Consider the following 25955-nt stretch of genomic DNA (forward strand, 5'->3'; position numbering starts at 1 on the left):
GGTCCCAAAAAGTAAAATATAGTTATTCTTGTTTAACTTTGTTTCCTATAAAACAAAAACTTAATATCATGAAGCACTATGTATTTTTATTTTTTGCCATTTTCTTTGTGAGTCTCTTTTCTCAGATAGCATTAGGAGCTAAAGTAGGGATAACTGGAAAATGGGGTGATGACATAATTCGAACAATCTTCCCTAAAGTACCTATCATATTCGTAGATGGAAATGTATTGTCTGTTTATTGTGCAGATGTCTTATCTGGTTTAACGATTACGGTGACTGATGCCGAAGGAAATGTAATCCTTAAAGAATGCGTTACAATCTCTTCCGGTGAAACGGTTAACTTTACGTTGGATGAGACAGTTGGTGCGTACCAGATTTATTTAAATCATGAATACGGTTATTTGCTGGGCGATTTTATTCTGTCTTGAAAGCTGATATGAACAAACCCTGTCCATATCAGCTTTCCTGCATTGTCCCTGTTTATAACGTGGAACAATATCTCGATGCTTGTGTAGAGTCATTATTGCGAGTCTCGTCTATCCGTATGGAGATCATACTGGTAGACGATGGCTCTATTGATTCGTCACCAGGCATAGTGGATAGGTATGCGTCGGAAAATCCTCATATAAAAGTGGTTCGTCAAGCCAACCGAGGGCTTTCGGCAGCTCGTAACCACGGGATGGAGGTGGCTTGTGGAGAATATATTGCATTCGTAGACAGCGACGACTGGATAAATCCCGAACAGTTGACGACACTATATCGAAAAGCGATACGGGATAAGGCGGATGTGATTTTAGGGAATGTCCGGTATGTCGCTCCTGACGAACCGGAATATTCTCCATTTTTACCTTTACCCGAATCTATTGTCGGTAAAGTTTTGTTGGGAGAAACTTGTTTTGTCGAATTTATCCGAAGTGGAAAATTCGTTCCGATGGTCTGCTCTTATCTGTATCGCCGGGAATGGTTGGAACAAAACAATCTGTATTTTGAACCGGTAGTTCACGAAGACGAACTATGGAGTGTCCAGGCGTTGTGTTTGGCAGAACGGGTGGTATGCACGGATTGGCCGTTTTATTATTATCGCCAACGTCCTGGGTCTATCATGAATACATTGGAAACGGGGAAACGGATAAACAGCCTGTTGCATATAGCCAACCGGATACTCCGTTTTGCCGGTCGTTTCGATAAGGGAGAGAAGCGAGAAGTATGGAGTATGGTATACGTTAAAGCTGCACAATTATATAAATTGGCCTTTGGGTTATTGGATAAAAAACGTGATAGCCGTTTTCGTTTGGATACCAATTCCTTGTACCAGATCTATCATGACAGGAATCGGTTAACACCCCATGTCAGGTCTATCTGTCTTTCTTGTTATAAAATAGCCAGAAAAAAATTAAGAAATTACCATACTTGGCAGGTATCTCCGGAAGTGATCGAAATACCTGAAGTGATATCGGAAGGAACCACGGTATTATTGTTTTACAATCGAATGTGGGAAATGCTTTTGACGTATCCAAGAAAACATGTCCCGGAAGATCTTTTGATTACATCCGATCAAAAGTATCTGGGGCGTGCCAATGTGGTCGTTTTTCATCTTCCTACATTGGAGTTCGATCTGGAAGACGACTTGGATAAACCGGCTAATCAGCGTTGGGTAGGTTGGACAAGGGAATGTGAAGATAATTATCCTTTTATCAAAAGCACCGAGTTTATGAGTCTGTTTGATTATTGGATGTCTTATCACCAGGGGGCAGATGTACAAATCCCTTATTATACAAGTGCCTATCCGGCTCGTTTCCGTGAATCTGTCTTTTCAGACAATTCCCGTCGTGGTATCTGTATGCTTGTTTCAAGTCCGTTTAGCCGGAGCGGTCGACAAGAATATTTAAAGGAACTGATGCGGAATGTGCAGATTGATTCTTACGGCAAGTTGTATAATAACTGTCAGATGCCGGAAGACAAAGGGCGTTCATCCAAAATGACTTTATATGAACAATATAAATTTATCATAGCTTTTGAGAACTCTTGTGCCGAGGATTATGTAACAGAAAAGTTCTTTGATCCATTGTTGGCAGGAGCCGTTCCGGTTTATTTCGGAGCACCCAATATCGATGAATTTGTCCCGGGTGATAACTGTTATGTCGATGTGCGCAAGTTTAAGTCGGCTGAAGAATTGGCTGTCCATTTGAAAGCCTGCCTGGAAGATTCGGTTTTATATGAGCAATATCAACAATGGCGGCAACAACCGTTGCGGGAGACTTTTGTGTTGAAAGCGGCACAACAACAGCTACATCCCTTCATTCGTTTATGCCAGTTGGTGAAAGATGAATCCTCTCGTAAAGATTATCGGAAAGAGATGGATGGTAAATTCTCTTTTTGCAGTTTTGGCGATTCCTGTTATCAGGAAAATCATGAAAGACTAAAGGAACAAGCGGAAGATTTCAACTTGTTCGATGCCATTTCTCTGTATAATGAATTTGATTTGCCAGGTTCATTTCGAAATGATATCCCGATCTATTTGAAAGACAGCATACGTTGCTTAGGTTATTGGGACTGGAAACCTCGCATTATATTGGATGCATTGACCGAAATGAATGACGGTGACGTGTTGCTTTATGTGGATATCGATTGCCATCTGAACAGCAGGGGCGAAGAAAAGATGTTTTCTTACTGGAAGGAAGTGAAAGAGAATGCGAGTGGTTTTCTGGTCTCTGAGGATTTCTGTCAGGTTTTGTTCATTCGTAAAGAACCTGCGACCGTAGCCTTACTTCAATCCTGGCGGGATATTTATGATAATGACCTTTTTACACATCGGTATGATCCGGGTGTTCTTTCGCTTTTATTGAAACAGCATGGAGTATCTGTAATACCTTTAGAAGATGTTTATCGTCCTGTATGGGATTTGTGTTCCCGATATTATCCGATATTAGTGAAAAGAGAATGTCGTTTTTCTTTATCAGAATCCATGAGTCCAGAGGATGACGGGGTTACATTTGTGATACCTTTCCGGATAGATTATTCAGAACAACAGCGGAATCTGGATATGCTACTGGAGCAGTTATCCAATAGGAAACAAGTAAAAGTGATTTTGTTAGAAGCGGATACAGGTCCTGCATATAAGATGAAAAAAACGTATCCGAATGTCCTTTATCATTTTGTTAAAGATGATTCCCCTGTTTTTTATCGGACAAAATATGTAAATGAACTTTTACGTAAAGCCGATACCTCTATTGTCGGGGTTTGGGATACCGATATATTTGTTCCGGGTGAGCAAATGGATAATGCGATTACGGAAATTCGCAATGGGAGTGCCTTAATGAGTATTCCCGGCGACGGACGTTTTTTAGTTTATTCGGTAGAAGATAGCTTTCTGTACCGGCAAGGATTTTTGGATCCTTTTCTATCAAAAGAAAAGGAGACTGCCAATTATTCTTCTTTGGATTCGTCCAGAGGTGTCTTTTTTGTAAATAAAGAAGCTTATTTGAAAATAGGTGGAGAAAATGAGCATTTTTATGGTGGTCTATTAGACAATTGGGAACGGATAAAACGGTTGGAAATTCTTGGAATGCCAATAGCATGGGTAACTGGAGTAATCTATCGGCTGACCCATCGGCATAATACAAGTATTGGGTTTTACAACAGGCAGTTAGAGTCTGACAATATGAATGTGTATTTGCATGTTTGTGGTTTAACGAAGGAGGCTATGGCTGGATATATCTGTTCTGGAAGCCATATTTCCGATGTGATGGAAAAGAAAATTTATTTATCAACCGGTAATCAGAATGCGATGAAGATACCTTTGGACGTACCCTGTAGATCTCCTTTTCTGGATAATTATTTTTGTCTGATCGAGGAATATGATATGGCATTTGTTGCAATTGCAAAAAATGCGGTCACTCATTTAAAGAATATTGTAGTATCTTCTAAATATGGATTTTACCCGGATGGGGAAGAGGTACATAATTTTATCGGATATAATGACTTCAGTCCTTATTTATGTCCTGTTGTAAAAATGAAGGAAAGAGAGGATGAAACAGGTAAGTTAATCAAATTTGCAGTTTGGCGAGATCCTGTTGAACGTTTAGTTTCTTGTTATAAGCATTTTTGTTTGGAAAGGACTTCTCATTATTATTTCAGTCTCTTGGGGGTATATGAAAACAACTCATTTGATTACTTTATGTCCGTTGTGCGATTGGAATTAAGTAAAAAAGATCCGCTCTATCAGGATGAACATATTCGTAGGCAGTCGGACTATTATCGTCCGGAAGATGTGGATTATATTGTTCCGATCCATAAATTGAATCAGTTTTTGGAAGAACAAGGAGTTCCGTTGTTAAAAAAATCAGCAAATGAAACGTCGGTGAAGTTTCAGTTGACTGATCCAGATTATATAGCTGAGATAAAGAATCTATATAAATCAGATTATGAGATTTGTACGTATTGATTGAATAATCTTGATATTTATACGATCACTTATTGCTATACAATAATATATGCATAGATGACATGAAATACAGTCGGTTATATCAAGACGCTGAAGTTGTTCCGGTCTACGATACGGAACGACATTACCTCATAGCCATTGTCTATCTGGTGATCGGTAAATATGATATCTTTTGGGAAGAGTTCTATTGTTCGTGTGAACAATATCTTTTTCCGGACGCAGAGAAACATTATTTCGTATTTACGGATAGTGAATGGCTGTTGAACATGGAATTGACAAATGTTTCAATGTTCTTTCGTAAGGATGATGGATGGGCTATGAATACATGCGCGAAATATGATTGCATGTTGAGTATTCGTAGGCAGTTGGCTGCTTTCGATTATTTTTTTTATATCAATGCCAATTATGAAATTCTAAGTCCGGTATGGTGTGGTGAAATATTGCCAGAGGAAGTGAACGACTATTTTTCCGTATTGAGTTTTGACTTTTTTTCCGATAAACATCCGGATAGTTATACCTATGACAGGAATCCTCTATGTCAGGCGTATATTCCCTATGGGAGAGGAAAAAGTTATTATCAAGCCAGTTTTTATGGAGGAAGAGTATCAGAAATGTTGGATTTGGCAACATTTTGTGTAGAATGTATTCGAATTGATTTGTCAAATGGTATTATGGCTGTCTGGCATGATGAATCTTATCTGAATAAATACCTATTGGAACGAAATCCGAGAGTGATCGGAACGATGTTCTGTAAGCCGGAAGAATTTGAAGGTGCTTGTAGAGCTATCTTGCGGGATAAAAACAAAATATTCGGCAAAGGGAATGTAGACCTTTTAAAACAGGTATTTATCAACCCTTTTATGTCTTATTTACGGGATAAAGAAATGCAAATAAGACCACTTCATTTGGTTGAGCGTTTTGGACGCTTAGGTAATCAGATGTTTCAATATGCTTTTCTTTTGGGGATGAAATCATCATGTCCGGAAAGCAATTTTTGTTTGTTTACTCCTGGTACTTTGCCGGATGAATCTTTTCGGTCAAATAATTTGGAACAGGTGTTTAATATACCATCGACTCATTTAGCTGATGATGAATTAGTTCAATATGTAAGTAGAACTCCTGCTTCGTGTATTCGTTTGGTGAAAGAACATGCAGATTCGCTTTGGCAACCAATTGAAACTGATTGGCCATTGCTCTCTCTTTACAGGGGATATTGGCAAACTGAATTGTATTTCAAAAAAATTGCTCCAGTCATTAGAAATGTATTTCGGTTTGACACAGCGTGTTTAAATAAAAAATCACGCGATGTTGCCGTCAAAATCCGTTCATGTATGGCGGTGAGTATCCATGTACGCCGAAGTGATTATCAGACAGCAACCAATCAAGAGATATATGGAAACATCTGTACGTACGATTATTACAGGCGAGCGATTGCCCTGTTGAAAACACGGTTACAAGGTGAAACGTGTTATTTCTTTTTGTTTAGTGATGATCCGGTTTGGGTAAAAGAAAATATGCTGATAGAGAATGCGGTTGTTGTGGATTGGAATCAAGGGATGGATAGTTGGCAGGATATGTATTTGATGTCTTTATGTCATCATAATATTATAGCAAATAGTACCTTTAGTTGGTGGGGTGCCTGGTTGAATGCCCGTATAGATAAGATTGTAATAGCTCCATATCGTTGGTACACAAATATGTTGGCTCCGGATATTCTTCCGAAAGGTTGGATTGCGTTACATCCATCCGGATATCAGAAACACGGAGTCGATTTTTATGAAAATAAGACAGAGGACCTTGCAAAAAATCAGTTAGCAACTATTTATCGTTATAAATCAAAAAATCAGGAAATACCGGATGAATTTGTATTGGGGAATCCGGATATGGGAAGAGTTATTTGTTTGTATACCTATGCCCGTTATACCGGTAATAGTTGGTTTGCGGGTCAGGCTGATGAATTATTAGATGCTATAATCGATACAACTACTGCGGTAGCAAATGAAGGATATACCGTTTGTTATTTGGGATGTGGTTTGATTTATCTATTGCGTAACAGTTTTGTAGCAGGTAATGAAGATGAAATTTTGTCTGATATAGACTGGAGATTGACTACATTTGCTATGAATCGTCCTAAGGATTTCGACTTACTATGTGGTTGGATTCATTATCTGACTTTTCGAGTCGATGTCGATTATGAAAGACAAGGGACATGGCAACGAATAAATGATCTTAATAAGCAGAATTTGATTTGTTTGCTGGACTACTTGAAGAACCACTCTTTTTATACTGGTCTATTATTGGATGATATAAAGAAAATAGATGCTTGGAAATTATATTCGGAGCGGATAACAAGATTGTTGAATAAGGATGTTTCTGCAATGGATTTTTCTACTCGTTTGAGCAGGATAGAAAATGCGAATGTTACATTTGTTATTCCTGTTCGAATTGATTCACCCGAGCGGAGTGCGAATTTGGATATCATATTGGAACAACTATCTCGTAGAAAGCAGACTTACATTCTAATTCTTGAAGCGGATGCAATGCCTATTTATGAAGTGAAAAAAGAATATTCGAATGTAAGATATAGTTTTGTTGAAGATTGTGATCCGGTATTTCATCGTACAAAATATTTAAATCAACTACTACGGGATGCAGAAACTATTTTAGTGGGAATTTGGGATACGGATGTGATTCTTTCGGATGAACAAATAGATAATGCATTGCAGGATATTAGTGAAGGAAAAGCTTGCATGAGTTATCCATATGACGGTCGTTTCTATTTCTGCACATTGGAGGAGAGTGCTTTTTATCGTAGGGATCGTTCGATCGATTATCTATTGAAGCTAAAAAGTCCCGGTAACTCTTGCTGTATGTCTAATTCTGTCGGAGGAGCTTTTTTAGTTCGTAAAGATATTTATCTGGAAGCTGGAGGCGAAAATGAATTTTTTTATGGTTGGGGAATGGAGGATCAGGAGCGAGTTAGGCGTCTGTTTATTCTAGGATTGCCGATAACGAGAGTAGATGGTCCTTTATTTCATCTGTACCACCCCCGAAATAAAAATTCCCGATATAGAGACGATGAGGCAGAGAATGAAAATCGTAAGGAGTTTTTGAAAGTTTGTGGTATGGCATCCGGAGAGTTGAGACGATACATCCGGGGTTGGGGGAATGGAAAAGTGTAAATGTATTATGAAAAAGAACTATTCATATCAATTGTCTTGTATTGTTCCAGTTTATAATGTGGAACGATATATAGAAGACTGTGTAACGTCTTTGTTGCAAGTTTCGGGCATTCGTGTGGAAATCATACTGGTGGATGACGGTTCGACTGATTCGTCTGCGGAGATTTTAGATCGTTATGCGGGAGAATATCCCACAGTTAAGGTGATTCATCAACCAAACAGCGGTGTTTCTGTTGCCCGAAATCGAGGAGTAGAAGAGGCCAAAGGAGAGTATATTTCTTTTGTCGATAGCGATGATTGGGTGATACCGGATGAATTGGCTCGTTTGTATGAGCAAGCCAAACGGGATGATGCCGATATGATCTTGGGGAATATATTGTATATATCTTCCGAGGGTCGCACTTATTCCCCGTATCTGCCGTTGCCCGAATCGGTTACCGGACGAGTGTTGTCGGGCAGCTATTGTTTTATCGAACTTTCCAGGAGTCGAAAAATGGTACCGATGGTTACTTCTTATTTATATCGTCGTGCATGGGTGGAACAACATCAGTTTCGTTTTGAATCGATACTTCACGAAGATGAGTTGTGGTGCGTAGAGTGTATGTGTTTGGCGGAACGGGTTGTTTGTATGGATCAGGTCTTTTACTATTATCGTCAGCGTTTTGATTCCATCATGCATACGTTGGAAACAGGAAAACGGCTGAATAGTTTGCTTTATATAGCTAATCGTATTCTTCGTTATGCCAATCAGTTTAACAGGGAAGAGAGCCGGTTGCTTTGGAGCATGCTTTATCTGAAAGCATCCAGGTTATACTATATGGCTTTCAGACTGTTGGATAAAAATAGGGACAGTCGCTTCCGATTGGTCAGTCATTGTTTGTTTCACTTGTATCACAGGAGGAATAGTTTATCGGTAGAGGTACGTTCAAAATGCTTATCTTGTTATCAAACTTCTAGGGGAAAGTTAAAGAACTACCATGCGTGGCGAATATCATCGGAGGTTATTGGCATACCGGCTATGATACCGGAAAAGATGACCGTGATCCTTTTTTATAGCCATATGTGGGGAGATCCTCTGATATATCCGAAAGAACAGGTTCCTAAAGATATCTTGATCACCTCTGATCAAAAATACCTGGATCGTGCCGATGTTGTAGTTTTTCACCTGCCGACATTGAGGTTCGATTTGGAAGGTGATTTGGAGAAGTTGCCCGGTCAACGTTGGGTAGGGTGGACTATGGAGTGTGAAGAGAACTATCCTTTTATAAAAAGCACGGAGTTTATGAGCCTGTTCGACTATTGGATGTCTTATCATCAAGGTGCAGATGTGTTATACCCTTATTATGAAAAAGATTATCCGGTTCGTTTGCTGCGAACGACTTCTCTCCCTTTCGTATTACGAGACGATGTTTGTATGATGATTTCCAGTTCGTTAAACCAAAGTGGACGTCAGGAGTACTTGAAAGAATTGATGGAGGAGATAGGGATCGACTCGTATGGAAAACTATTTAATAATTGTCGGTTGGAGAAAGATAATGGACATTTCTCCAAAATGACTTTGTACAGACGGTATAAATTTGTAATCGCCTTTGAGAACTCGTGCGCAGAGGATTATGTAACAGAAAAGTTTTTTGATCCGCTATTGGTTGGGGCTGTACCTGTTTATTTCGGAGCACCTAATATCGATACATTTGCTCCGGGAGACCATTGTTATGTTGATGTGCGTAAGTATAATACAGCCAGTGAATTGGCTGCTCATCTGAAAGCCTGTTGTGATGATCCGGTATTGTATGAACAATATCAACAATGGCGTAAGTCTCCATTACGCTTCTCTTTTATAGAGAAAGCAGCACAGCTACAGATGCATCCGTTTATCAGGCTGTGCCATCTGATTAAAAATGAACAAAATTGTTTATCTCCTCTCAAAAAGCAAGAAGGACGATTACATCTCTGTAGCTTTGGTGATTCGCGTTTTAAAGTAAGCCGTGAGAGATTGATGGAACAAGCGGAAGATTTTGATTTATTCGATACCATTCATTTTTATAATGAGTATGATTTATCGGAGTCGTTCCGACAAGACTTTCAGGATCAGTTGCATGCTGGCGTTCGTGGTTTTGGCTATTGGGTATGGAAACCACGGATAATCTTGGATACGTTGAACACGATGGATAATGGAGATGTATTGTTGTATGTGGATATGGGATGCCATCTAAATAGCCGTGGAAAAGAAAAATTACTGGCTTATTGGGAAGAAGTGAAGCATAATGAAAGCGGATTTTTGGTTTCACAATTGGAATCTATGCGAAAAGAATGTTTTTGGACAAAGGGGGATCTATTGGATTATTTCCAGGTACGAGGACAGGAATATATGTATTCTCCTCAATATCAGGCAGGAGTAATTTTTATCCGTAAAGAGCCCAAAACGATTGCTTTAATTCAATTCTGGATGGATATGTATTATGAAGACTTTCATTTGATGGATAATACACTTTCACAATCTCCAAACGAGGAAGGTTTTGTGGAGCATCGGCATGACCAGAGTGTCTTATCTCTTTTATTGAAACGATATGGCACATCGGTGATCCCGTTAGAAGAGATTGATAGACCGAGTTGGAATTTGTATACTCGGTTTTATCCGGTCTGGATAAAAAGGGATTTGCGGTAAGAGTCTCTTGTAGAAAAACATAAAAGTAAAACAAATATAAGTGGATATGAATCAAATGGATTTTTTTAATAAGAAATTGTTCTCGTTTGCAGAAAAGGACTATCCGATAGGTTTAGTCACGGGGAAATTGGGTTTGTGTATCTACTATTTTTACTTATCCCGTTGGGAAGAGAATGATGAATTTAAACAGATGGCAGAAAATTTGCTTGATGATGTAGTGAGTCAGTTATCCGATACAATTGATGTGACTGTAGAGTCCGGATTGGCTGGTGTTGCTATTGGTATAAGTCATTTAGTAAAAGAAAAATTTATAGAAGGTGATATCAATGAGATATTGGAAGATATGGATAGTGTCATTTTTAAAAAACTGGCATTTTTAATCTATAAAGATACCAGGAAACATATTCCGAAAGCGGATCTTATTCATTTGTTATATTATTTGTATGTACGGTATACAGAACAAACATCTTCAGATAATCAATATGTTTTTCAAGAATTAATAATAAAAACGATTGAAATGTTTAAAGAGGATTTGAATGCCGACTTTTTTAATGAATACTTTTCTTTTTCGTTGCGTGACTTTCATCTGCCGTTTTTTCTGTATATCATGAGCAAAATATATGATCTTAATATATATAATGATAGAATTAGTAAGATTCTTGAAGAATATATTAATCAAATATTATCCATGTTTCCTCTTTCGCATGCGAACCGACTTTATTTATTGTGGGGGCTTACCTGTATTAAACCTTATCTGCCAGGATATTATAAAAATGAAATAGATTCTCATATCCAATTACTGAAGGATAGCATTGATATTGATTATATAGTCAACACAGAATTTGGAAATCAGGGAATATATGTAACAAATGGTCTATCATCTGTGTATATATTTCTCTTTTACCTTCAAAAGACAAATCCATCATATAGTATTGATTATGATCCACAGTTATTTTTTTCTAAGATAAGTACTTCAGAGGCATGGAATGCATTGTTAAGTAAAGATTTTTATTTTTGTAGATACATACAACTCTTTGATGGTTTCCCGGGAGCATACCTGGTATTGTTACATATAAAAAGACATTTCTTATGAAATACGAATTGACAGATACTACTTTTATTTTTGTTGTCCGGATTGATTCAATAATTCGGTTAGAAAATTTGCTGCTTGCTCTGGAGCTCCTGGAATCTAATTTTGACACACATATTGTTGTTGTTGAAGCTTCGTATTATAATAATGGAATATTAAAACGATTGGTTGGTAATACAGTATCCTATTCTTTTATTGAAGATAAAGATCCTATATTTCATCGTACAAAACATTTGAATACCTTTTTGAAACAGATAAATACTGCTATTATAGGTGTATGGGAAGCTGATATAATTATGGAAAGTACTCAAATTATGGAAGCTGTGCATCAACTTAGAATTGAAAATTGTGATTTTGCCTATCCTTATGATGGTAGATGCTTTGATACTTCTGAGATTCTAAGGAGACATTATCTGCTTTATAAAAATATTGAGTTCTTGAAAAATAACACGTCCAAAATGGATTTATTATATTCCTCTTCAAGTAAAGGGAATGCTGTGGGAGGAGCTTTTCTTATTTCTACAGAAAAATATAAATATTCCGGTCTGGAAAATGAACTATTTTATGGGTGGGGAGCCGAAGACGGAGAACGTTATTATCGTTGGCTGATACTGAACTATAGAATGTTTAGGAGTCAAGGGGTTTTATTTCATCTTTCTCATCCTAGAGACCAAAATGGGATGATTCGATCTGATTATCATGAAGCTAAAATAATGCACGAATATTTCAAAATCAGAAATTCGACGAAAGAAGAACTAATAAATAAATTTCATAAATGAAAAACAAGATACAAAATCTCGAAAATAGTTCGGAAATGGATGCTGAAAAATGCTCTGTTATGTATGACTTCTTATCAAGTATGATAGCCGATTCACTTGTTGTATTTGATTTTGATCAAAAGAGTTTTAACTATATGCCAAAAAATGAATCGATCTCTTGTAGTTATACAGAGAAATTTCTTGATTTTGATTGTTGTAAAAAGATCATTCATCCAAATGATAGAGATTTTTTGGAAGATGTGTGTAATATTATTCAGGATAGTCTTAACAACAATGAATTACCTATAGAACGGATTAATTATTTTTCATTTTTATTGAGGATTAATAGTGATTTATCATCAAATGGTAAATTTAATTATTTTATGGCCTATGTGAAATTGAAACCACAATGGGTGAATACTCAATTACGATATGGAATTTGTATATTGTCAGCCTCTGTTATTCGGGAACAAAATAATCAATTATTTGCATATTATAGAAATATGGGTTATTCTAATTATTCTTTTAAAATGGGAAAATGGACATATTACCCATTTTTATCATTAAGCAAAAGACAAAAAGAAATGCTGATGTGGGCCCAGCAGGGATTCTCCTTAAAGGAAACGGCGGATAAAATGAATGTCTCTGATAAAACGATAGAGAGCATAAGGTGTGCACTTTTTGAAAAATTTGGAGTAAACTCAATAGAACAGGCAATTCAGTACGCTTCCAATCGCAGACTGATCTATCGTATATAAATATAAAATATAGGGAAATCACCTATTGTATGATATTCTTGATTTTTACAATTTTGTAGTGTATTATTTGATGAATATTAATTCTAAATCAAGAGAAAATGAAAAAGCTTGAAAAACTAAAATTAAATCATCTTAGCGAGAATGCTTTGGATGAAAGACAGAAGAATGCTTTGAAAGGTGGTTCCTGTCCTTGTACTTGTGGCAATTGTGGTTGTGGTAGTTGGGATGGTACGGGTACTATGCCACATGGACAAAACTCGAGTGATAGTGGGAGTGGAAGTGTAAGTGCAAATCTTTCTGGCACTGTTAGTCACGGGATATAAAATAAAAGAGGAATAAGGTTGTCTTAAAAATAACACTTATAGTAGCTATTGTTGTATAAGATTGTGAATTGAATCTGTAATGATGCTCAATATGTTTTTTATTTTAAGACAGTCTTTGTCTTTTGTTTAATTAATATTTGGACAAGGAAATTATGAAGACAAGATACTTTCTTTTGGTGTTATTCCTTTTTTTTTTGGGGGTAGCCAAGTGATTAGATCCCAATCAAAGTCAGGGGACTTGCCTGTATTTGATTTTTTTAAAGACTTCCCTCAAAAAAAGTTGCGTCTTCAGGATATGGCAGATATTGAATATGTGCCGTTAGAGACGACGGATGATATTTTATTAGGTGGGTCATCGGTTCTCTCAGCTGTTACGGATAAATATATTCTCGTCCATGAGGTTCGATTGGGTGATATATTTGTTTTCGATCGTAAAACGGGGAAACTCTATTCTCATTTTAACCATAAAGGGCAAGGTGGTATGGAATATAGTTGGATTAAAAATGGTACGATTTTAGATGAAAAAAAGGAAGAAATATATGTGTGTTCCCAATTCATTCTGGTATATTCTTTGAAGGGAGAATACAAACGAACATTGAAAATAAGTGGATTTGAAAATGATATGAAGATCCTTAATTTTGATGATGAATCTTTGCTTATATATGATGATATTGTTCTAGAACCCGGTCGCGAAAATCGAACAAAAAAAGATCCATATCGCTTAGTATCAAAAAAAGACGGTAGTATTATTTCCGTACTAGGGCTTTATTTTTCAAAAAGATATTCGAACAAAATATCTCAACAATTAGAGGGTAATATGTGGAGACCTCTTCAAATTTATTATCCTCATAACATGCATTCTGGTTCGGATATAATGATAATGGATATATCTTCTGATACACTATACCAGCTATCCCCAAATAAGGGATTAATACCTTTGTTGATCCGTAAACCCTCAGTTCATGCCTCTGAGCCTCGGAATATATGGTTCCCCCTTTTAACTACCGATAGCTTTATGCTGTTCTGTACATTTATTTTAGATTTTAATTCGTCTGGAGGGAGGACTCCTACATTAATGTATGACTTTAAAACTGGTGATACAAGTAAGGTCTCTATTTTAGATACAGAATATGATACAAGAGCTTGGAGTCAGGGAAGATGGGAACCAGGTGGATCTCCTGCCATCGCCAAGAATATGTCTGCCGAATTTATTCAGGCATCATCTGTCATAGATGCTTATAACGGAAAACGTTTAGTGGGGAATGGTATGAAGATTGCAAAGAATCTTGTTGAAGATGATAATCCGGTGGTAAGGATTATCAAATTCAAGTAATAAATAGGGTTTGCTGAATAATCCAATCTTGTAAAATGCGACAATAGTCAAATTCCTGTTGGCAAAAATATTGTCCCAAATACTGCCTGTATTTATCAATAGATTGAGCACGTAAAATAGAGCATGAAGAAGTTCTCTTAGGAACTTCTTCACGTTTTTCACGAAGTAGCACATAGCAGTCCAGCAGTTGGCTGTTTCAGGTAACTTAGCTCTAATATTGTTCGCTCGATAAATTCGTTTACCCGTTCCAAAAGTTGCCTTTATCTCATTTCGTTCGCCAACAGCTTGTGCTATTTGTGATTGGTATTCTTCCGTTTCAGCTTCTTTGGGAGATCTTCCTAAAGGTTTTCCCTTCGCTTGAATTTCCATTCTATTCATCAGCTTCCGGTTTTCCCTGTTCATATATATATTATCCGCATAAATTTGTGCCGGAAGGAAACCAAAACGTTGGCGATAAAGTTCAATCTGAAGAGATAGATCTGAAGCTTCATTGTAAGCATCCCAACTGTGATGATCCACGAAAGTATAGCCATTGACAATGCTTGCACCTATTTGGGCACCGAACTCAGTAGGTGATTTGGCCTTACCACGGACAATGGGGCGAATATGTGATTGGAAGATGCTGATGATACGATCTGTACAAGTGCGAAAACCTTGCTTAAACATCTGTTTCTGTTGATGATACATCTTAATAATCGCTCCGGCGATCTTCTGTTCATTACGTTTAAGGTCGTCAAACAAGTGGGCGCCATTGATGGCTATCAAGTCAATGAAACTGTGCATGTCGCGGATCAAATAGCCCAATAAAAGAGACTTTCCTTTGTTTATCAGACTTTTACTTTTCTTCTTGTGCTTAATGACCTCAAGGTATGCGCTCCGGACAGATTTGTAATAAGTGGTGGGATGAACCAGTCTGAAGTGTTGTTGCCGGATGGAGAATCACCCGGGTTGGATTTATCCTTCTCTATTCTTTATCAGAATAGGTAGCCACTCTGGCCTTTTCCACTTGCAATGTCAACAATGAGACGCTCATGTCATTGAAATCGGCTGTGCCCAAACGCTTGCGAATGGCCACAAATAAACTCGAATCGAAGATGGGCTTATCTGTAAACTCAGATAGACCCACAAAGTATTGCATATAGGGATTCTCCTCAATGGCAAGAATTGTTTCTTCATCCGAAAGATTCATTTTATGTTTGATTACTAAAGCACCAACAATCATGCGCGTGTTTATTACCTGCGCCACGCTTGCCGTTGTTTAAGCGACTGTTGTACGGTTCCTTAAATAAGCCTTCTAATGAAGACCTAAACGCATCTATTTGTAGCTGTTTCTCCTGTGAACTAAAATTCATATCTGCTTCATTTAACATACAAATATAGCCTTTTATCCTAATTGAGCAATAAAATACGTGGTAAAATGTTAATAATTAGCTAATTGTGTTGATTCGGTAGACCCTGAATAGCGAAATATAATCGTATAAAATATAGGGAAATCACCTATTGTATGATATTCTTGATTTTTACAATTTTGTAATATATTATTTGATGAATATTAATTCTAAATCAAGAGAAAATGAAAAAGCTTGAAAAACTAAAATTAAATCATCTTAGCGAGAATGCGCTAGATGAAAGACAGCAGAATGTATTGAAAGGAGGAGCTAATTGTGGTTGTGGTTGTGGTGCTTGTGGTTGTGGTAGTTGGGACGGCTCAGGGAGTATGCCATCTGGGCAACACTCAAGTGACAGTGGGAGTGGTAGTGTGACTGCAAATCTTTCTGGCACTGTAAGTCATGGGATATAAAAGAAAAATAAGGCTGTTTTAAAAAGAACGATTGTAGTTTCAGGGTTATTGTTTTATAAGTATAAGATTGCTGATTTAATCTATAATGACACATAAATATGATTTTTTATTTTGAGACAGCCTTTGTTTTTTGTATGGTGAATGCTTAAACATGAAAATTATGAAGATGAAATACTTTTTTGGGGTGATATTCCTTTTCTTTATAGGAAGTCAAGTAATTAATTCTCAGTCAAAGACTGGAAATTTACCTGTATTTGATTTTTCAAAAAACTATCCTCAAAAGAAATTATGTCTTCAGGATATGGCTGATATTGAATATGTACCGTTAGAGACAACTGCTGATATATTGATGGGAGGTTCATCGGTACTCTCTGCTGTTACCGATAAGTATATTCTCGTACATGAAGCTCGGCTGGGAGATATATTTGTTTTCGATCGTAAAACAGGAAAGCTCTATTCTCATTTTAACCATAAAGGACAAAGTGGTATGGAATATGTATGGATTAGTACTGGTACGATTTTAGATGAAAAGAAGGAGGAGATTTATGTGTGTTCGCAATTCATTCAGGTTTATTCGCTGAAGGGAGAATACAAACGGACATTGAAAGTAAATACGATGGTGGATGATATGAAAGTTTTTAATTTTGATGAAGAATCTCTACTTATATATGATAGTGTAATTATAGAACCGGGCCGTGCAGACAGGACTAAAAAAGATCCTTATCGCTTAGTCTCAAAAAAAGATGGTAGTCTGATTTCCTTGTTGGGAATCCATTTTTCTAAAAGATATTCAAATGCTATTCCTCAAAAATTAGAAGGTAATAATTGGAGGCCCTATAAATTTTATTATTTCCAGAACATGCATTACGGTTCAGATATAATGATGATGGATATATCGTCCGATACACTATACCAGATATCTCCAAACAGGGGACTAATACCCTTATTGACCCGCACACCATCAGTTCACGCCTCTGAGCCCCGGAATATATGGATGCCTATTTTAACAACCGATAAATTCATGCTAATCGGTACGTTTCTTTTAGATTTTAATTCGTCAGGAGGAAAGATTCCAGTATTTATGTATGACTTTAAAACTAGTGAGATAAATAAAGTGTCTATTTTAGATACAGAATATGACACAAGAGCTTGGAGTCAGGGAAGATGGGAACCAGGTGGATCTCCTGCCATCGCCAAGAATATGTCTGCCGAATTTATTCAGGCATCATCTGTCATAGATGCTTATAACGGAAAACGTTTAGTGGGGAATGGTATGAAGATTGCAAAGAATCTTGTTGAAGATGATAATCCGGTGGTAAGGATTATCAAATTTAAGTAATAAATAACATGTATGATGAAAACAATTGGCTTAATAGACGAAAAAGTCGTAAAGAATAATTTGATTAATCTTAAAAATATTGTTTTTGAGGTTACTGAAAAATGTAATCTGAAATGTAAATATTGTGGGTTATCAGAACGGTTATATGAAAAATACGATCTAAGAGAATTTCGAGATTTGCCATTTGAAAAAGCGAAGTTGATGGTCGATTATCTTCTTAATTTGTGGAATGAGAATTATGTAGAAGATATGAATTTACCACTTATTGTGAGTTTTTACGGCGGGGAGCCATTACTAAATATGCCTTTGATAAAAAAAATTATAGATTATATTGAAAAATCAAATATCCTCGGTCGGAAAGTCTACTATGCAATGACTACCAATGCTATGTTGCTGGATAAAGAGATGGATTATTTGGCGGAGAAAAAATTTAATTTGGCTATTAGCCTTGATGGTGATGAGACAGCTCAGGGTTACAGGATAGATCATGCAGGAAATAACTCATATAGTCGGGTTATACGCAATGTGAAACTACTGCAACAAACTTATCCGGACTATTTCAAAAGTTATCAAGTGACTTTTATCTCAGTATTACATAACAGGAATGACGTAGAACCTCTTCTTGATTTCTTTAAAACTCATTTTGATAAGACGCCTATGATTAATCCATTGAGTTCTCATTCCATAAGTGAAGATAAAAAAGAAGAATTTTGGACAATGTATCAGAATAAGTCACAGAGTCTTATTAAATCTACGAATTGTGAAGCAATTCAGGATAAGTATTTTTTGACAATGCCTAAAGGACTTCGATTATCACAATTTTTATATCATACGAGTGGAAATATATATTATAACTATAATCAACTGTTGATGCAAAAATACGGTAATGATGTAGTATCAACAGGAACATGTACTCCATTTTCAAAGAAGTTGTTTCTCGCAGTGGATGGTAAAATTTTGCCTTGTGAACGTATAGATCATGATTTTGAGGTGGGACATGTTCATGATGATTCAGTAGAACTGGATTATAATCATGTAGCAGAACGACATAATTATTATTTGTCAAAATTTAAAGATCAATGTATTAGTTGTGTCGGAAGTAAATTTTGTTTTCAATGTATATATCATATTGATGACATAAGGAGTAAATCGACGCATTGTCCTAGTTTCTATACTCCGAAGAGATTTAATAAAGAAAAAGAAGAAAATTTTATTTCTCTTCGAGAACATCCTCATTACTACAAAAGAGTATTAAATGATATTAGTTTTACATTATGAATACACATTGGTTTACATTACATGAGGATACCTTTTTATGGTTAAAAGGTAATATGGGATTAGTATATAATGCAGAGAATAAAAATAGATTGCTTTTTAATTTATCTGATAAAATTGAAAAGATTTGTCATCAACTGCAGGAAATAGAAAATTTGTATACAGTAGAACTTACAGATGACGAGATTAGTGATAACGAAATTAATGAATGGGTTCATTCGTTAGTAAATATACAAGCCGGGTATCTATCCTTGAATGTTGAATTTGATAAAAGACCGGTTTCATTGATGCCTATTTTGAAAGTTCAAGATAATAGAGAATATTATGAAGGGCAACAAGAGCTTGGGTTTAGGGGGAAGATACTTCAAAATCTTCATGAGCTTACATTTTATATTAATGGAAGTGAACAGGGAGATGCTGAATATTTTAAACAAACCATTTTCCCAGTTGGAAGCAATCTGGTTTTAGAGAGAGAGAAAATTCGATCGTTTATTAAAAATAGTCGGAGTTTCTTTTTATCTAATATCAACTTAGTTGGCGATTTTTTTTCATATTCTGATTTTGAAGGATTGATCAACGATATTTCTGAATTATCCATTCAATTGACTATTCATATATCGATAATGGATTTCTTGGACCATGTACAGAAGATAAAAGAAATGAACTGGCCGACTGATACTCGGATTAATATATTAGTTGATACAATTTTTGATATTTCGTTTTTGAAGGATTTTCCTCTTCCTTTTTCTCTCACGGTCTTTGTCTTTTCTGATGATGATTTTTTGCGATATTCGAGTATGTTTGATACATTCTCATCAGCTCGGGATATCTATTTTATCCCCATATATAATAAAGAGAATCTGTCTTTTTTCGAATCAAATGTATTTATAGAAAAAGAGGATATGGATAATATCGATTTATCTAAGAATGAGATTTTTATACGACAGGCAATAAATACCGGAGACTTTGGTAAGTTAACGATAATGCCTGATGGGAAAGTTTACGCAAATGTTAATATGCCTTCATTGGGTACTATTGACGACTCACCCTATTCGATTGTATATAAGGAATTCACTAGTGGAGAATCATGGTTTAAATTGAGAACTCAGGCTACATGTGAAAATTGTGTTTATCAATGGTTATGTCCTTCACCATCTAATTACGAAATAGCTCTTGATCGACCGAATCTTTGTCATGTGAAGAATTAAGAATGAATCTTTTCCCTTATTATCATCAACTGGATGCTATGGACTGCGGTCCCACTTGTCTTCGTATGATTGCGAAGTACTATGGTCGTACCTATTCAATTCAGTATCTGCGCGAACGTGCTTATATCACGCACGAAGGTGTATCGATGTTGGGTATCAGTGATGCTGCGGAGCAAATTGGATTTCGAACGATGGGGGTGCGTGTTACTTTGGAGCAGTTGGAGAAGGAGGTTCCATTTCCTTGTGTTTTGCATTGGAACCAGCGCCATTTCGTAGTATGTTACAAAATAAAAAAAGGAAAATATAGTATAGCTGATCCGGCTAGTAAAAAGGTTGTTTATAATAAAGAGGAGTTTGAGCGTTGTTGGTTTAGTTCTTTGGTGGAAGGAAAAGATACAGGAACTGTTTTGCTTCTTGAACCCGGGCCGAACTTTTATGAACAGGAGGAAGAAATAAAGGGTAAGAAACAAGGACTATCTTTTTTCTTTCGATATCTAACTCCCTATAAACGGGAACTTTTTCAGTTGATTTTAGGAATGTTGACCGCAAGTATCCTGCAACTGATTATGCCATTTCTAACGCAAAGCTTGGTTGACACCGGTATTCGGGATAATAACCTGAATTTTATTACGCTGATTCTGATTGCTCAATTAGTTATTTTTATTGCCCGGTTATCTGTTGATTTTATTCGCAGTTGGATTTTACTGCATGTAAATACCCGTATCAATATTGCTTTGATCTCTGATTTTCTGGCGAAACTGATGCGGTTACCCCTTCATTTTTTCGATACGAAAAAGGTCGGTGATATTATGCAGCGTATTGGCGACCATAACCGAATAGAGTCTTTCATGACGGGTTCTTCAATCAGTACATTATTTTCTTTTGTCAATTTTATTGTATTTGGTTTTGTCCTGGCATACTACGATTTGTCGATACTGGGACTTTTTTTGTTTGGAAATGGGTTGTATGTTGCCTGGATACTGGCTTTTATGAAGTATCGACGTGAATTGGATATCAAAAGATTTGCACAAGCTGCCGGCGAACAGAGTAATTTGTTTCAATTGATCACCGGTATGCAGGAAATCAAACTGAATAACTGTGAAACGGAGAAACGCTGGGAATGGGAACGTATTCAAGTCAAATTGTTTAAGATTAGTATAAAAGGATTAGCTTTAGGGCAATATCAACAACTCGGGTCGGTGTTTTTTAACCAAACCACCAATATCCTTATCTCCTTTCTCGCCGCCCGGGCTGTTGTTTTCGGTGAGATGACTCTAGGTATGATGATGTCGCTCACCTATATTGTGGGGCAGTTGACTGCTCCGATAGAGCAGTTTATTGGCTTTGCCCGTTCGTTTCAGGATGCGAAGATCAGCCTTGAGCGTTTGGGGGAGATTCACCAGCGGGAAGATGAGGAACAAACATTATCAATGAAAGTTAACCTTCTGCCGGAGAACAGAACTTTACGTATTGAGGATTTAAGCTTTAGTTATGACGGAGCAGATCGGGAGTATGTGTTGGATCATGTTGAGTTGACGATTCCACAACATAAAGTAACGGCTATCGTAGGAGCAAGCGGTAGTGGAAAGACGACATTGATAAAGTTACTGCTTGGATTTTATGATCCGAATAAGGGGAGCATCAAAGTGGGCGATCAACTTTTGAAGAATATTAATCCGCATGTATGGCGTGCGCATACAGGATGTGTAATGCAGGATGGATTTATCTTTTCGGATTCGATAGCAAAGAATATTGCTGTCGGCGCAGAGGTGATTGATAAGGAAAGGCTGTTGCATGCGGTAACAGTGGCTAATATCCGAGATTTTATCGACTCGCTGCCACTCGGTTATAATACGAAGATAGGTATGGAAGGAAATGGGGTAAGCCAGGGACAACGGCAACGAATCCTGATTGCACGGGCAGTGTATAAGAATCCGGAGTTTATTTTTCTGGATGAAGCGACGAATGCCTTGGATGCGAATAATGAACGGGAGATTATGGAACATTTGCATCAGTTTTATAAAGGACGTACAGTGGTTGTCGTGGCTCATCGATTGAGCACGGTGAAGGATGCGGATAATATAGTTGTTCTGGATAAAGGACGGGTTGTAGAGGAAGGTACTCATGAGGTACTGGCGGCACGGAGGGGTGTTTATTATCGGTTGGTAAAGAATCAGTTGGAACTTGGGGGATAAGATAACACACCCCCTGCCCCCTCTCGGAGAGGGGAAAAGTTACTATTGGATACTATTAATAAAAGATGAAAGAAGGGAAAGATATAGAATTACGCAGTGAGGAAGTGCAGGAGGTAATGGGACAGATCCCGGCCTGGATTGTGCGGTGGGGGATCACGTTATTGTTTATCGTGGTGCTGGCGCTTCTGGTGGGTAGCTATTTCTTTAAATATCCGGATGTGATTATAACGGATATGACGTTAACAAGCCATCATCCTGTAGCACGGATTGTGGCACGCACGTCAGGAAAGATCAGTCAGTTGAACGTAGCCGAGGGAGAAAAGGTTATTCCGGGAATGCTACTGGGAGTTATACAGAATCCGGCTTCAACGGCAGATGTCAGCCAATTGAAATGTATTTTGCAAATTTATTCATCTATTCCGGATAGCCTGGCCTTTTTTTTACTTTCGGGGAAGGAGTTTGCTTTAGGTGAAATGCAGTCGGCTTATATAGATGTATTGGGTAGCTTGCATGAATACAAGAATTATAAAGAATTGAATTATTATCCTCAAAAGATAGCTTCTACACAGCGACAAATCAATAAATATCAGGTTTATTATCAGAATCAGCAACGACAGCAGCAAGTGACGAAGGAGCAATATGGAATAGCTTGTCAACAATATGAGCGGGATTCTTTACTTTTTATTCGTCAGGTGCTCGCTCCTTCCGAGTATGAGATTGCAAAAACCGCCTGGCTCCAGAGTCGCTATTCGCTGGAAGGAGCTAATGCTACGCTGGAGAATTTGAAGATACAGATCGGACAGTTGGAGGAAAATTTGCTGGATTTGCAATTGCAACAGGCTGAGAAAGAGAAGGGCAAATGACGTTTACAAAGTACTGGAACGAAAATCAGTTTGTAACTTCCGGTGAAGAGGTGTTTACGGTTGTTCCTGACGGGGATGTACAATTATTAGGACGGGCTTCACTGCCGGTACAACGGTCAGGAAAGGTGAAAGCCGGCCAGCGGGTCATTGTGCGGTTTTTGAACTATCCTGACCAGGAGTTTGGTATTGTAAACGGGGAAGTTGCGACAATATCGTTGGTCCCTGCGGAAGACAATTATATGGTGGAGATTGCCTTCCCGGACGGACTGACCACCAATTTTGGAAAGAATTTGCCTGTCTCTCATGAGATGAAAGCCACAGCTGAAATTGTAACCGATGATTTACGTTTGATAGAACGCTTCTTCCAACCACTGAAGAAGATTCTGAAAGAAGGGTTCTAATTCTATTAATAGACCCCGCTATCTTGTTTAGTGGCTTTGGGCTGGAAGGAGTAATCAGCCTTCTCAGAACATTATGAGAAATTTATTAATGGCATTGCTGGGTGCCCAACCAGCCGTTTGTACTTATCAAAAACATGTGGATAATTTGTTGCCGGAGGAAAAGGAGACCTTTTATAAAGATTCCTTTGCTTTGGCTTTTTCTGATTGGAGAAAACTGAGTCCGGCGTATCGTGATTTTTTTGTTAGTCTGATTAAAAGTGAACGTCAGCGTTTTATCGATTTTGTGCGCAATGACACTGTCTTAGGAGAGTTTCTTTACGACGTGAAGGATGAAGCATTGTTTATCCGTATTTTGAATCTTTTGGAACGACCGGATAAAAAACGTAAAACATCTTATACGAATTTGGCATTCGCTGTTAAGCTCGGATTTAATGTAGATCTGAAAGTGAAGTATCTATCGGATAAAATCCGATATGCAAGAGCAGATACGGATGACTTGTATGAACTATTTGAAAAGATTGTAATAGAATAAAGATGTTAAAAGTTTAGATTTCCGAAAAGCAACGGGAGTGTAATGGTTGCTGGGCTGTAGACTCTTTGAAATTGAAAATCACCATATACGTGTAAGCTTCTGTTGCTTTTTGCCCTTTTTCTGCTGTCATACCTTTGCGGTGTACTTAATTATTCATTTAAAATATTTTTAATTATGGCACAAGGTTACAAATTGGTTTTGCGTCCGTCGGAACCGGGAAACAAAGAATCGAAGAAATTGTATTATGCGGTTTCGAAGAGTACAGGGTATACGGATTTACGTCGTTTGTGTAAGTTGATTGCTGCACGAAGCACAGTTTCGAGTGCTGATGTGAAAGCTGTACTGGATAACTTGAATTATATTCTGGATCTGGAATTGCAGGATGGGCGTATCGTCCAGTTGGGTGAGTTTGGTAATTTTCGTATTACCGTTGGTAGTGAAGGTGTGGAAGATACGAAGAAGTTTAATGCCTCAATGATCCGTGCTCCTAAAATTGTTTTCACTCCCGGCTTTGATTTGCGTGAAACTAAAAAGACGATGGACTATTCATTGATTGTACCGGAGAAGGAAAAGACTGAAAATCCCGGCGGTGGAGAGGATGATCGTCCTGTTATCGAGTAAAACTATCGAACGATGAAAAGGATGAATATCCAACTGGTGATGGCCGTGCTGCTTTGTGCAGCCGGTCTTACTCTGATCTTTTCCGGTTTTTGGGTGGCTCCGGCCGGGGAAATACATAATAGCGTGTTAGTGGCTTTTGGTGAGATAAGTACGTTTGCCGGAGCCTTGTTTGGAGTAGATTATTCATATAAAATTAGAAAAAATGAAAAGTTGTGAGTATGCAGTAGAGGAATGTTTGACGTTCGAACAAAGGAAATGGAGAAGAAACCATCCGGATTGGATCAGTGATCATTTTTACATGGGGGAATTTTCTTATAGTGCAGTGGCTATAGAACAGGGACTGGATAATACACCACCTCCTGCAGCGCAAAAAGCTATTAGAAATCTGGTTAGAAAATTATTGGAACCGCTTCGGGAATATGCGAACTGTCCTACAGGAATGCATATTTCCAGTGGATATCGTAGTGAAGAACTGAATCGTTTGGTGGGTGGTGTTGTTAATTCGCAGCATATGGTAGGGGAAGCGGCTGATATTTATACATTCGGAAGTTGCCGTTTGCTGGAAGCTTTACAAGAAAGCCGGTTGAATTTCGATCAGGCGATTTATTATCGTCGTCGTGGGTTTATTCATCTGTCTTTGAAGTTAACAGGTAAGAATCGTCGTCAGGTAATTATCAAATGAGAGTTGTCCTTTATTTGTTTTTAGTGATGGCGGGATTATCCAGCTGTGCAACACGTAATTCCGGAAGTAGAGAGTTATTTTCTGCGTATAAGGATTCAATGGTGTATACCCGGCTGGATACATCCTGTTTGCATTATAACCGGGGAACACAGTTACGAGGTAGTTCCCGGTTGAAAGAGATTTCTTTTTCTTCGCCGGATAGTTCGGGGAAACAACATGTGGAACGTGTTGTGTATGCTACGGAAGAATGGGGCGTAAGGGATTCTGCAGAAGTGCTTTCTGCAAGGATAACTGCGGATACGAGGAGTGTAATGAATATGGAGATGTCGGTTGAAGATACGATTGTAAAATATGAACCGAAGTCTGATGTTAAGTGGATATTGGTTTTGTTTTTGCTTCCTTTTGTTTACAGGTTATGGAAAAAATGGAGGATTAAGTAATCGGAGGATAATCCGGTTATCATGTTGATAAAGCATAAGAAATGA

General features: G+C 37.5%; 22 protein-coding genes and 1 pseudogene. 21 read left to right on the top strand and 2 right to left on the bottom strand.

Annotation, left to right across the window (positions count from 1 at the left end; genetic code table 11):
- Positions 1-68: 68 nt before the first annotated feature.
- From M1P97_RS20775 to M1P97_RS20815, 9 genes are all read left to right on the top strand, one after another.
- Positions 69-428, top strand: coding sequence for a DUF3244 domain-containing protein (locus M1P97_RS20775; RefSeq protein ID WP_249390087.1), 360 nt, complete (start codon positions 69-71; stop codon positions 426-428).
- 8 nt (positions 429-436) lie between these two features.
- On the top strand, positions 437-4444 hold the full coding sequence (locus M1P97_RS20780; protein ID WP_249390088.1) for a glycosyltransferase: 4008 nt from the start codon (positions 437-439) through the stop codon (positions 4442-4444).
- Between the two features lie 62 nt (positions 4445-4506).
- Positions 4507-7626 (top strand): alpha-1,2-fucosyltransferase, encoded by a 3120-nt coding sequence (locus tag M1P97_RS20785; protein ID WP_249390089.1) that lies wholly within the window; start codon positions 4507-4509, stop codon positions 7624-7626.
- Positions 7627-7633: 7 nt separating this feature from the next.
- The gene (locus M1P97_RS20790) at positions 7634-10291 is read left to right on the top strand and encodes a glycosyltransferase (RefSeq protein ID WP_249390090.1); all 2658 of its coding nucleotides are present in this window, start codon (positions 7634-7636) and stop codon (positions 10289-10291) included.
- A gap of 46 nt (positions 10292-10337) precedes the next feature.
- Positions 10338-11384, top strand: a complete 1047-nt coding sequence (locus tag M1P97_RS20795) for a glycoside hydrolase family protein (RefSeq protein ID WP_249390091.1) — start codon at positions 10338-10340, stop codon at positions 11382-11384.
- Entirely contained in the window at positions 11381-12160 is a 780-nt protein-coding gene (locus tag M1P97_RS20800) for a galactosyltransferase-related protein (protein ID WP_249390092.1), read from the top strand. The genes M1P97_RS20795 and M1P97_RS20800 overlap by 4 nt, the downstream gene beginning before the upstream one ends.
- Positions 12157-12897 (top strand): helix-turn-helix transcriptional regulator, encoded by a 741-nt coding sequence (locus tag M1P97_RS20805; RefSeq protein ID WP_249390093.1) that lies wholly within the window; start codon positions 12157-12159, stop codon positions 12895-12897. The genes M1P97_RS20800 and M1P97_RS20805 overlap by 4 nt, the downstream gene beginning before the upstream one ends.
- Positions 12898-12995: 98 nt before the next feature.
- Positions 12996-13220, top strand: a complete 225-nt coding sequence (locus tag M1P97_RS20810) for a TIGR04149 family rSAM-modified RiPP (protein WP_249390094.1) — start codon at positions 12996-12998, stop codon at positions 13218-13220.
- 238 nt (positions 13221-13458) lie between these two features.
- Positions 13459-14553, top strand: a complete 1095-nt coding sequence (locus M1P97_RS20815) for a 6-bladed beta-propeller (protein WP_249390095.1) — start codon at positions 13459-13461, stop codon at positions 14551-14553.
- On the opposite strand, the gene M1P97_RS20820 is transcribed toward M1P97_RS20815, so the two are convergent.
- A complete protein-coding gene (locus tag M1P97_RS20820) occupies positions 14473-15336 on the bottom strand; it encodes a transposase (RefSeq protein ID WP_249390096.1) in 864 nt (287 codons plus the stop codon). The genes M1P97_RS20815 and M1P97_RS20820 overlap by 81 nt on opposite strands.
- A 181-nt stretch (positions 15337-15517) precedes the next feature.
- The gene (locus M1P97_RS20825; RefSeq protein WP_249390097.1) at positions 15518-15799 is read right to left on the bottom strand and encodes a transposase; all 282 of its coding nucleotides are present in this window, start codon (positions 15797-15799) and stop codon (positions 15518-15520) included.
- A gap of 327 nt (positions 15800-16126) precedes the next feature.
- Between M1P97_RS20825 and M1P97_RS20830 the strand changes: the two genes are divergently transcribed.
- The 12 genes and pseudogenes from M1P97_RS20830 (at position 16127) to M1P97_RS20885 (ending at position 25910) form a co-directional block, all read left to right on the top strand.
- On the top strand, positions 16127-16354 hold the full coding sequence (locus M1P97_RS20830; RefSeq protein ID WP_249390098.1) for a TIGR04149 family rSAM-modified RiPP: 228 nt from the start codon (positions 16127-16129) through the stop codon (positions 16352-16354).
- A 160-nt stretch (positions 16355-16514) separates the two neighbouring features.
- Positions 16515-17693 (top strand): 6-bladed beta-propeller, encoded by a 1179-nt coding sequence (locus M1P97_RS20835; RefSeq protein WP_249390099.1) that lies wholly within the window; start codon positions 16515-16517, stop codon positions 17691-17693.
- Between the two features lie 12 nt (positions 17694-17705).
- The gene (locus M1P97_RS20840) at positions 17706-18971 is read left to right on the top strand and encodes a radical SAM peptide maturase (protein WP_249390100.1); all 1266 of its coding nucleotides are present in this window, start codon (positions 17706-17708) and stop codon (positions 18969-18971) included.
- Entirely contained in the window at positions 18968-20176 is a 1209-nt protein-coding gene (locus tag M1P97_RS20845) for a TIGR04150 pseudo-rSAM protein (protein ID WP_249390101.1), read from the top strand. Before M1P97_RS20840 ends, M1P97_RS20845 begins: the two co-directional genes overlap by 4 nt.
- Positions 20177-20178: 2 nt before the next feature.
- The gene (locus M1P97_RS20850; RefSeq protein ID WP_249390102.1) at positions 20179-22371 is read left to right on the top strand and encodes a peptidase domain-containing ABC transporter; all 2193 of its coding nucleotides are present in this window, start codon (positions 20179-20181) and stop codon (positions 22369-22371) included.
- Positions 22372-22436: 65 nt separating this feature from the next.
- Positions 22437-23234 (top strand): HlyD family secretion protein, encoded by a 798-nt coding sequence (locus M1P97_RS20855; RefSeq protein ID WP_249390103.1) that lies wholly within the window; start codon positions 22437-22439, stop codon positions 23232-23234.
- Between the two features lie 23 nt (positions 23235-23257).
- Positions 23258-23635 (top strand): annotated as a pseudogene (locus tag M1P97_RS20860) (HlyD family efflux transporter periplasmic adaptor subunit); the annotation flags it as partial.
- Positions 23636-23708: 73 nt separating this feature from the next.
- On the top strand, positions 23709-24167 hold the full coding sequence (locus tag M1P97_RS20865) for a hypothetical protein (RefSeq protein WP_249390105.1): 459 nt from the start codon (positions 23709-23711) through the stop codon (positions 24165-24167).
- Between the two features lie 174 nt (positions 24168-24341).
- Positions 24342-24788, top strand: coding sequence for an HU family DNA-binding protein (locus M1P97_RS20870; RefSeq protein WP_249390106.1), 447 nt, complete (start codon positions 24342-24344; stop codon positions 24786-24788).
- 12 nt (positions 24789-24800) lie between these two features.
- Positions 24801-25004 (top strand): hypothetical protein, encoded by a 204-nt coding sequence (locus tag M1P97_RS20875; RefSeq protein ID WP_249390107.1) that lies wholly within the window; start codon positions 24801-24803, stop codon positions 25002-25004.
- Positions 24991-25470, top strand: coding sequence for a D-Ala-D-Ala carboxypeptidase family metallohydrolase (locus tag M1P97_RS20880; protein ID WP_249390108.1), 480 nt, complete (start codon positions 24991-24993; stop codon positions 25468-25470). The genes M1P97_RS20875 and M1P97_RS20880 overlap by 14 nt, the downstream gene beginning before the upstream one ends.
- Positions 25467-25910 carry a hypothetical protein gene (locus tag M1P97_RS20885; protein ID WP_249390109.1) on the top strand — a complete coding sequence of 148 codons (444 nt, stop codon included), beginning with the start codon at positions 25467-25469 and terminating at the stop codon, positions 25908-25910. Before M1P97_RS20880 ends, M1P97_RS20885 begins: the two co-directional genes overlap by 4 nt.
- Positions 25911-25955 lie beyond the last annotated feature (45 nt).

It is taken from the genome of Parabacteroides leei, assembly GCF_023369805.1.
Classification (GTDB): Bacteria; Bacteroidota; Bacteroidia; order Bacteroidales; family Tannerellaceae; genus Parabacteroides; species Parabacteroides leei.

Coding starts and splice junctions, on each gene's coding strand:
- M1P97_RS20775 (WP_249390087.1), top strand. CDS start 69: ATGAAGCACTATGTATTTTTATTTTTTGCCATTTTCTTTGTGAGTCTC.
- M1P97_RS20780 (WP_249390088.1), top strand. CDS start 437: ATGAACAAACCCTGTCCATATCAGCTTTCCTGCATTGTCCCTGTTTAT.
- M1P97_RS20785 (WP_249390089.1), top strand. CDS start 4,507: ATGAAATACAGTCGGTTATATCAAGACGCTGAAGTTGTTCCGGTCTAC.
- M1P97_RS20790 (WP_249390090.1), top strand. CDS start 7,634: ATGAAAAAGAACTATTCATATCAATTGTCTTGTATTGTTCCAGTTTAT.
- M1P97_RS20795 (WP_249390091.1), top strand. CDS start 10,338: ATGAATCAAATGGATTTTTTTAATAAGAAATTGTTCTCGTTTGCAGAA.
- M1P97_RS20800 (WP_249390092.1), top strand. CDS start 11,381: ATGAAATACGAATTGACAGATACTACTTTTATTTTTGTTGTCCGGATT.
- M1P97_RS20805 (WP_249390093.1), top strand. CDS start 12,157: ATGAAAAACAAGATACAAAATCTCGAAAATAGTTCGGAAATGGATGCT.
- M1P97_RS20810 (WP_249390094.1), top strand. CDS start 12,996: ATGAAAAAGCTTGAAAAACTAAAATTAAATCATCTTAGCGAGAATGCT.
- M1P97_RS20820 (WP_249390096.1), bottom strand. CDS start 15,336: ATGCACAGTTTCATTGACTTGATAGCCATCAATGGCGCCCACTTGTTT.
- M1P97_RS20830 (WP_249390098.1), top strand. CDS start 16,127: ATGAAAAAGCTTGAAAAACTAAAATTAAATCATCTTAGCGAGAATGCG.
- M1P97_RS20835 (WP_249390099.1), top strand. CDS start 16,515: ATGAAGATGAAATACTTTTTTGGGGTGATATTCCTTTTCTTTATAGGA.
- M1P97_RS20840 (WP_249390100.1), top strand. CDS start 17,706: ATGATGAAAACAATTGGCTTAATAGACGAAAAAGTCGTAAAGAATAAT.
- M1P97_RS20845 (WP_249390101.1), top strand. CDS start 18,968: ATGAATACACATTGGTTTACATTACATGAGGATACCTTTTTATGGTTA.
- M1P97_RS20850 (WP_249390102.1), top strand. CDS start 20,179: ATGAATCTTTTCCCTTATTATCATCAACTGGATGCTATGGACTGCGGT.
- M1P97_RS20855 (WP_249390103.1), top strand. CDS start 22,437: ATGAAAGAAGGGAAAGATATAGAATTACGCAGTGAGGAAGTGCAGGAG.
- M1P97_RS20865 (WP_249390105.1), top strand. CDS start 23,709: ATGAGAAATTTATTAATGGCATTGCTGGGTGCCCAACCAGCCGTTTGT.
- M1P97_RS20870 (WP_249390106.1), top strand. CDS start 24,342: ATGGCACAAGGTTACAAATTGGTTTTGCGTCCGTCGGAACCGGGAAAC.
- M1P97_RS20875 (WP_249390107.1), top strand. CDS start 24,801: ATGAAAAGGATGAATATCCAACTGGTGATGGCCGTGCTGCTTTGTGCA.
- M1P97_RS20880 (WP_249390108.1), top strand. CDS start 24,991: ATGAAAAGTTGTGAGTATGCAGTAGAGGAATGTTTGACGTTCGAACAA.
- M1P97_RS20885 (WP_249390109.1), top strand. CDS start 25,467: ATGAGAGTTGTCCTTTATTTGTTTTTAGTGATGGCGGGATTATCCAGC.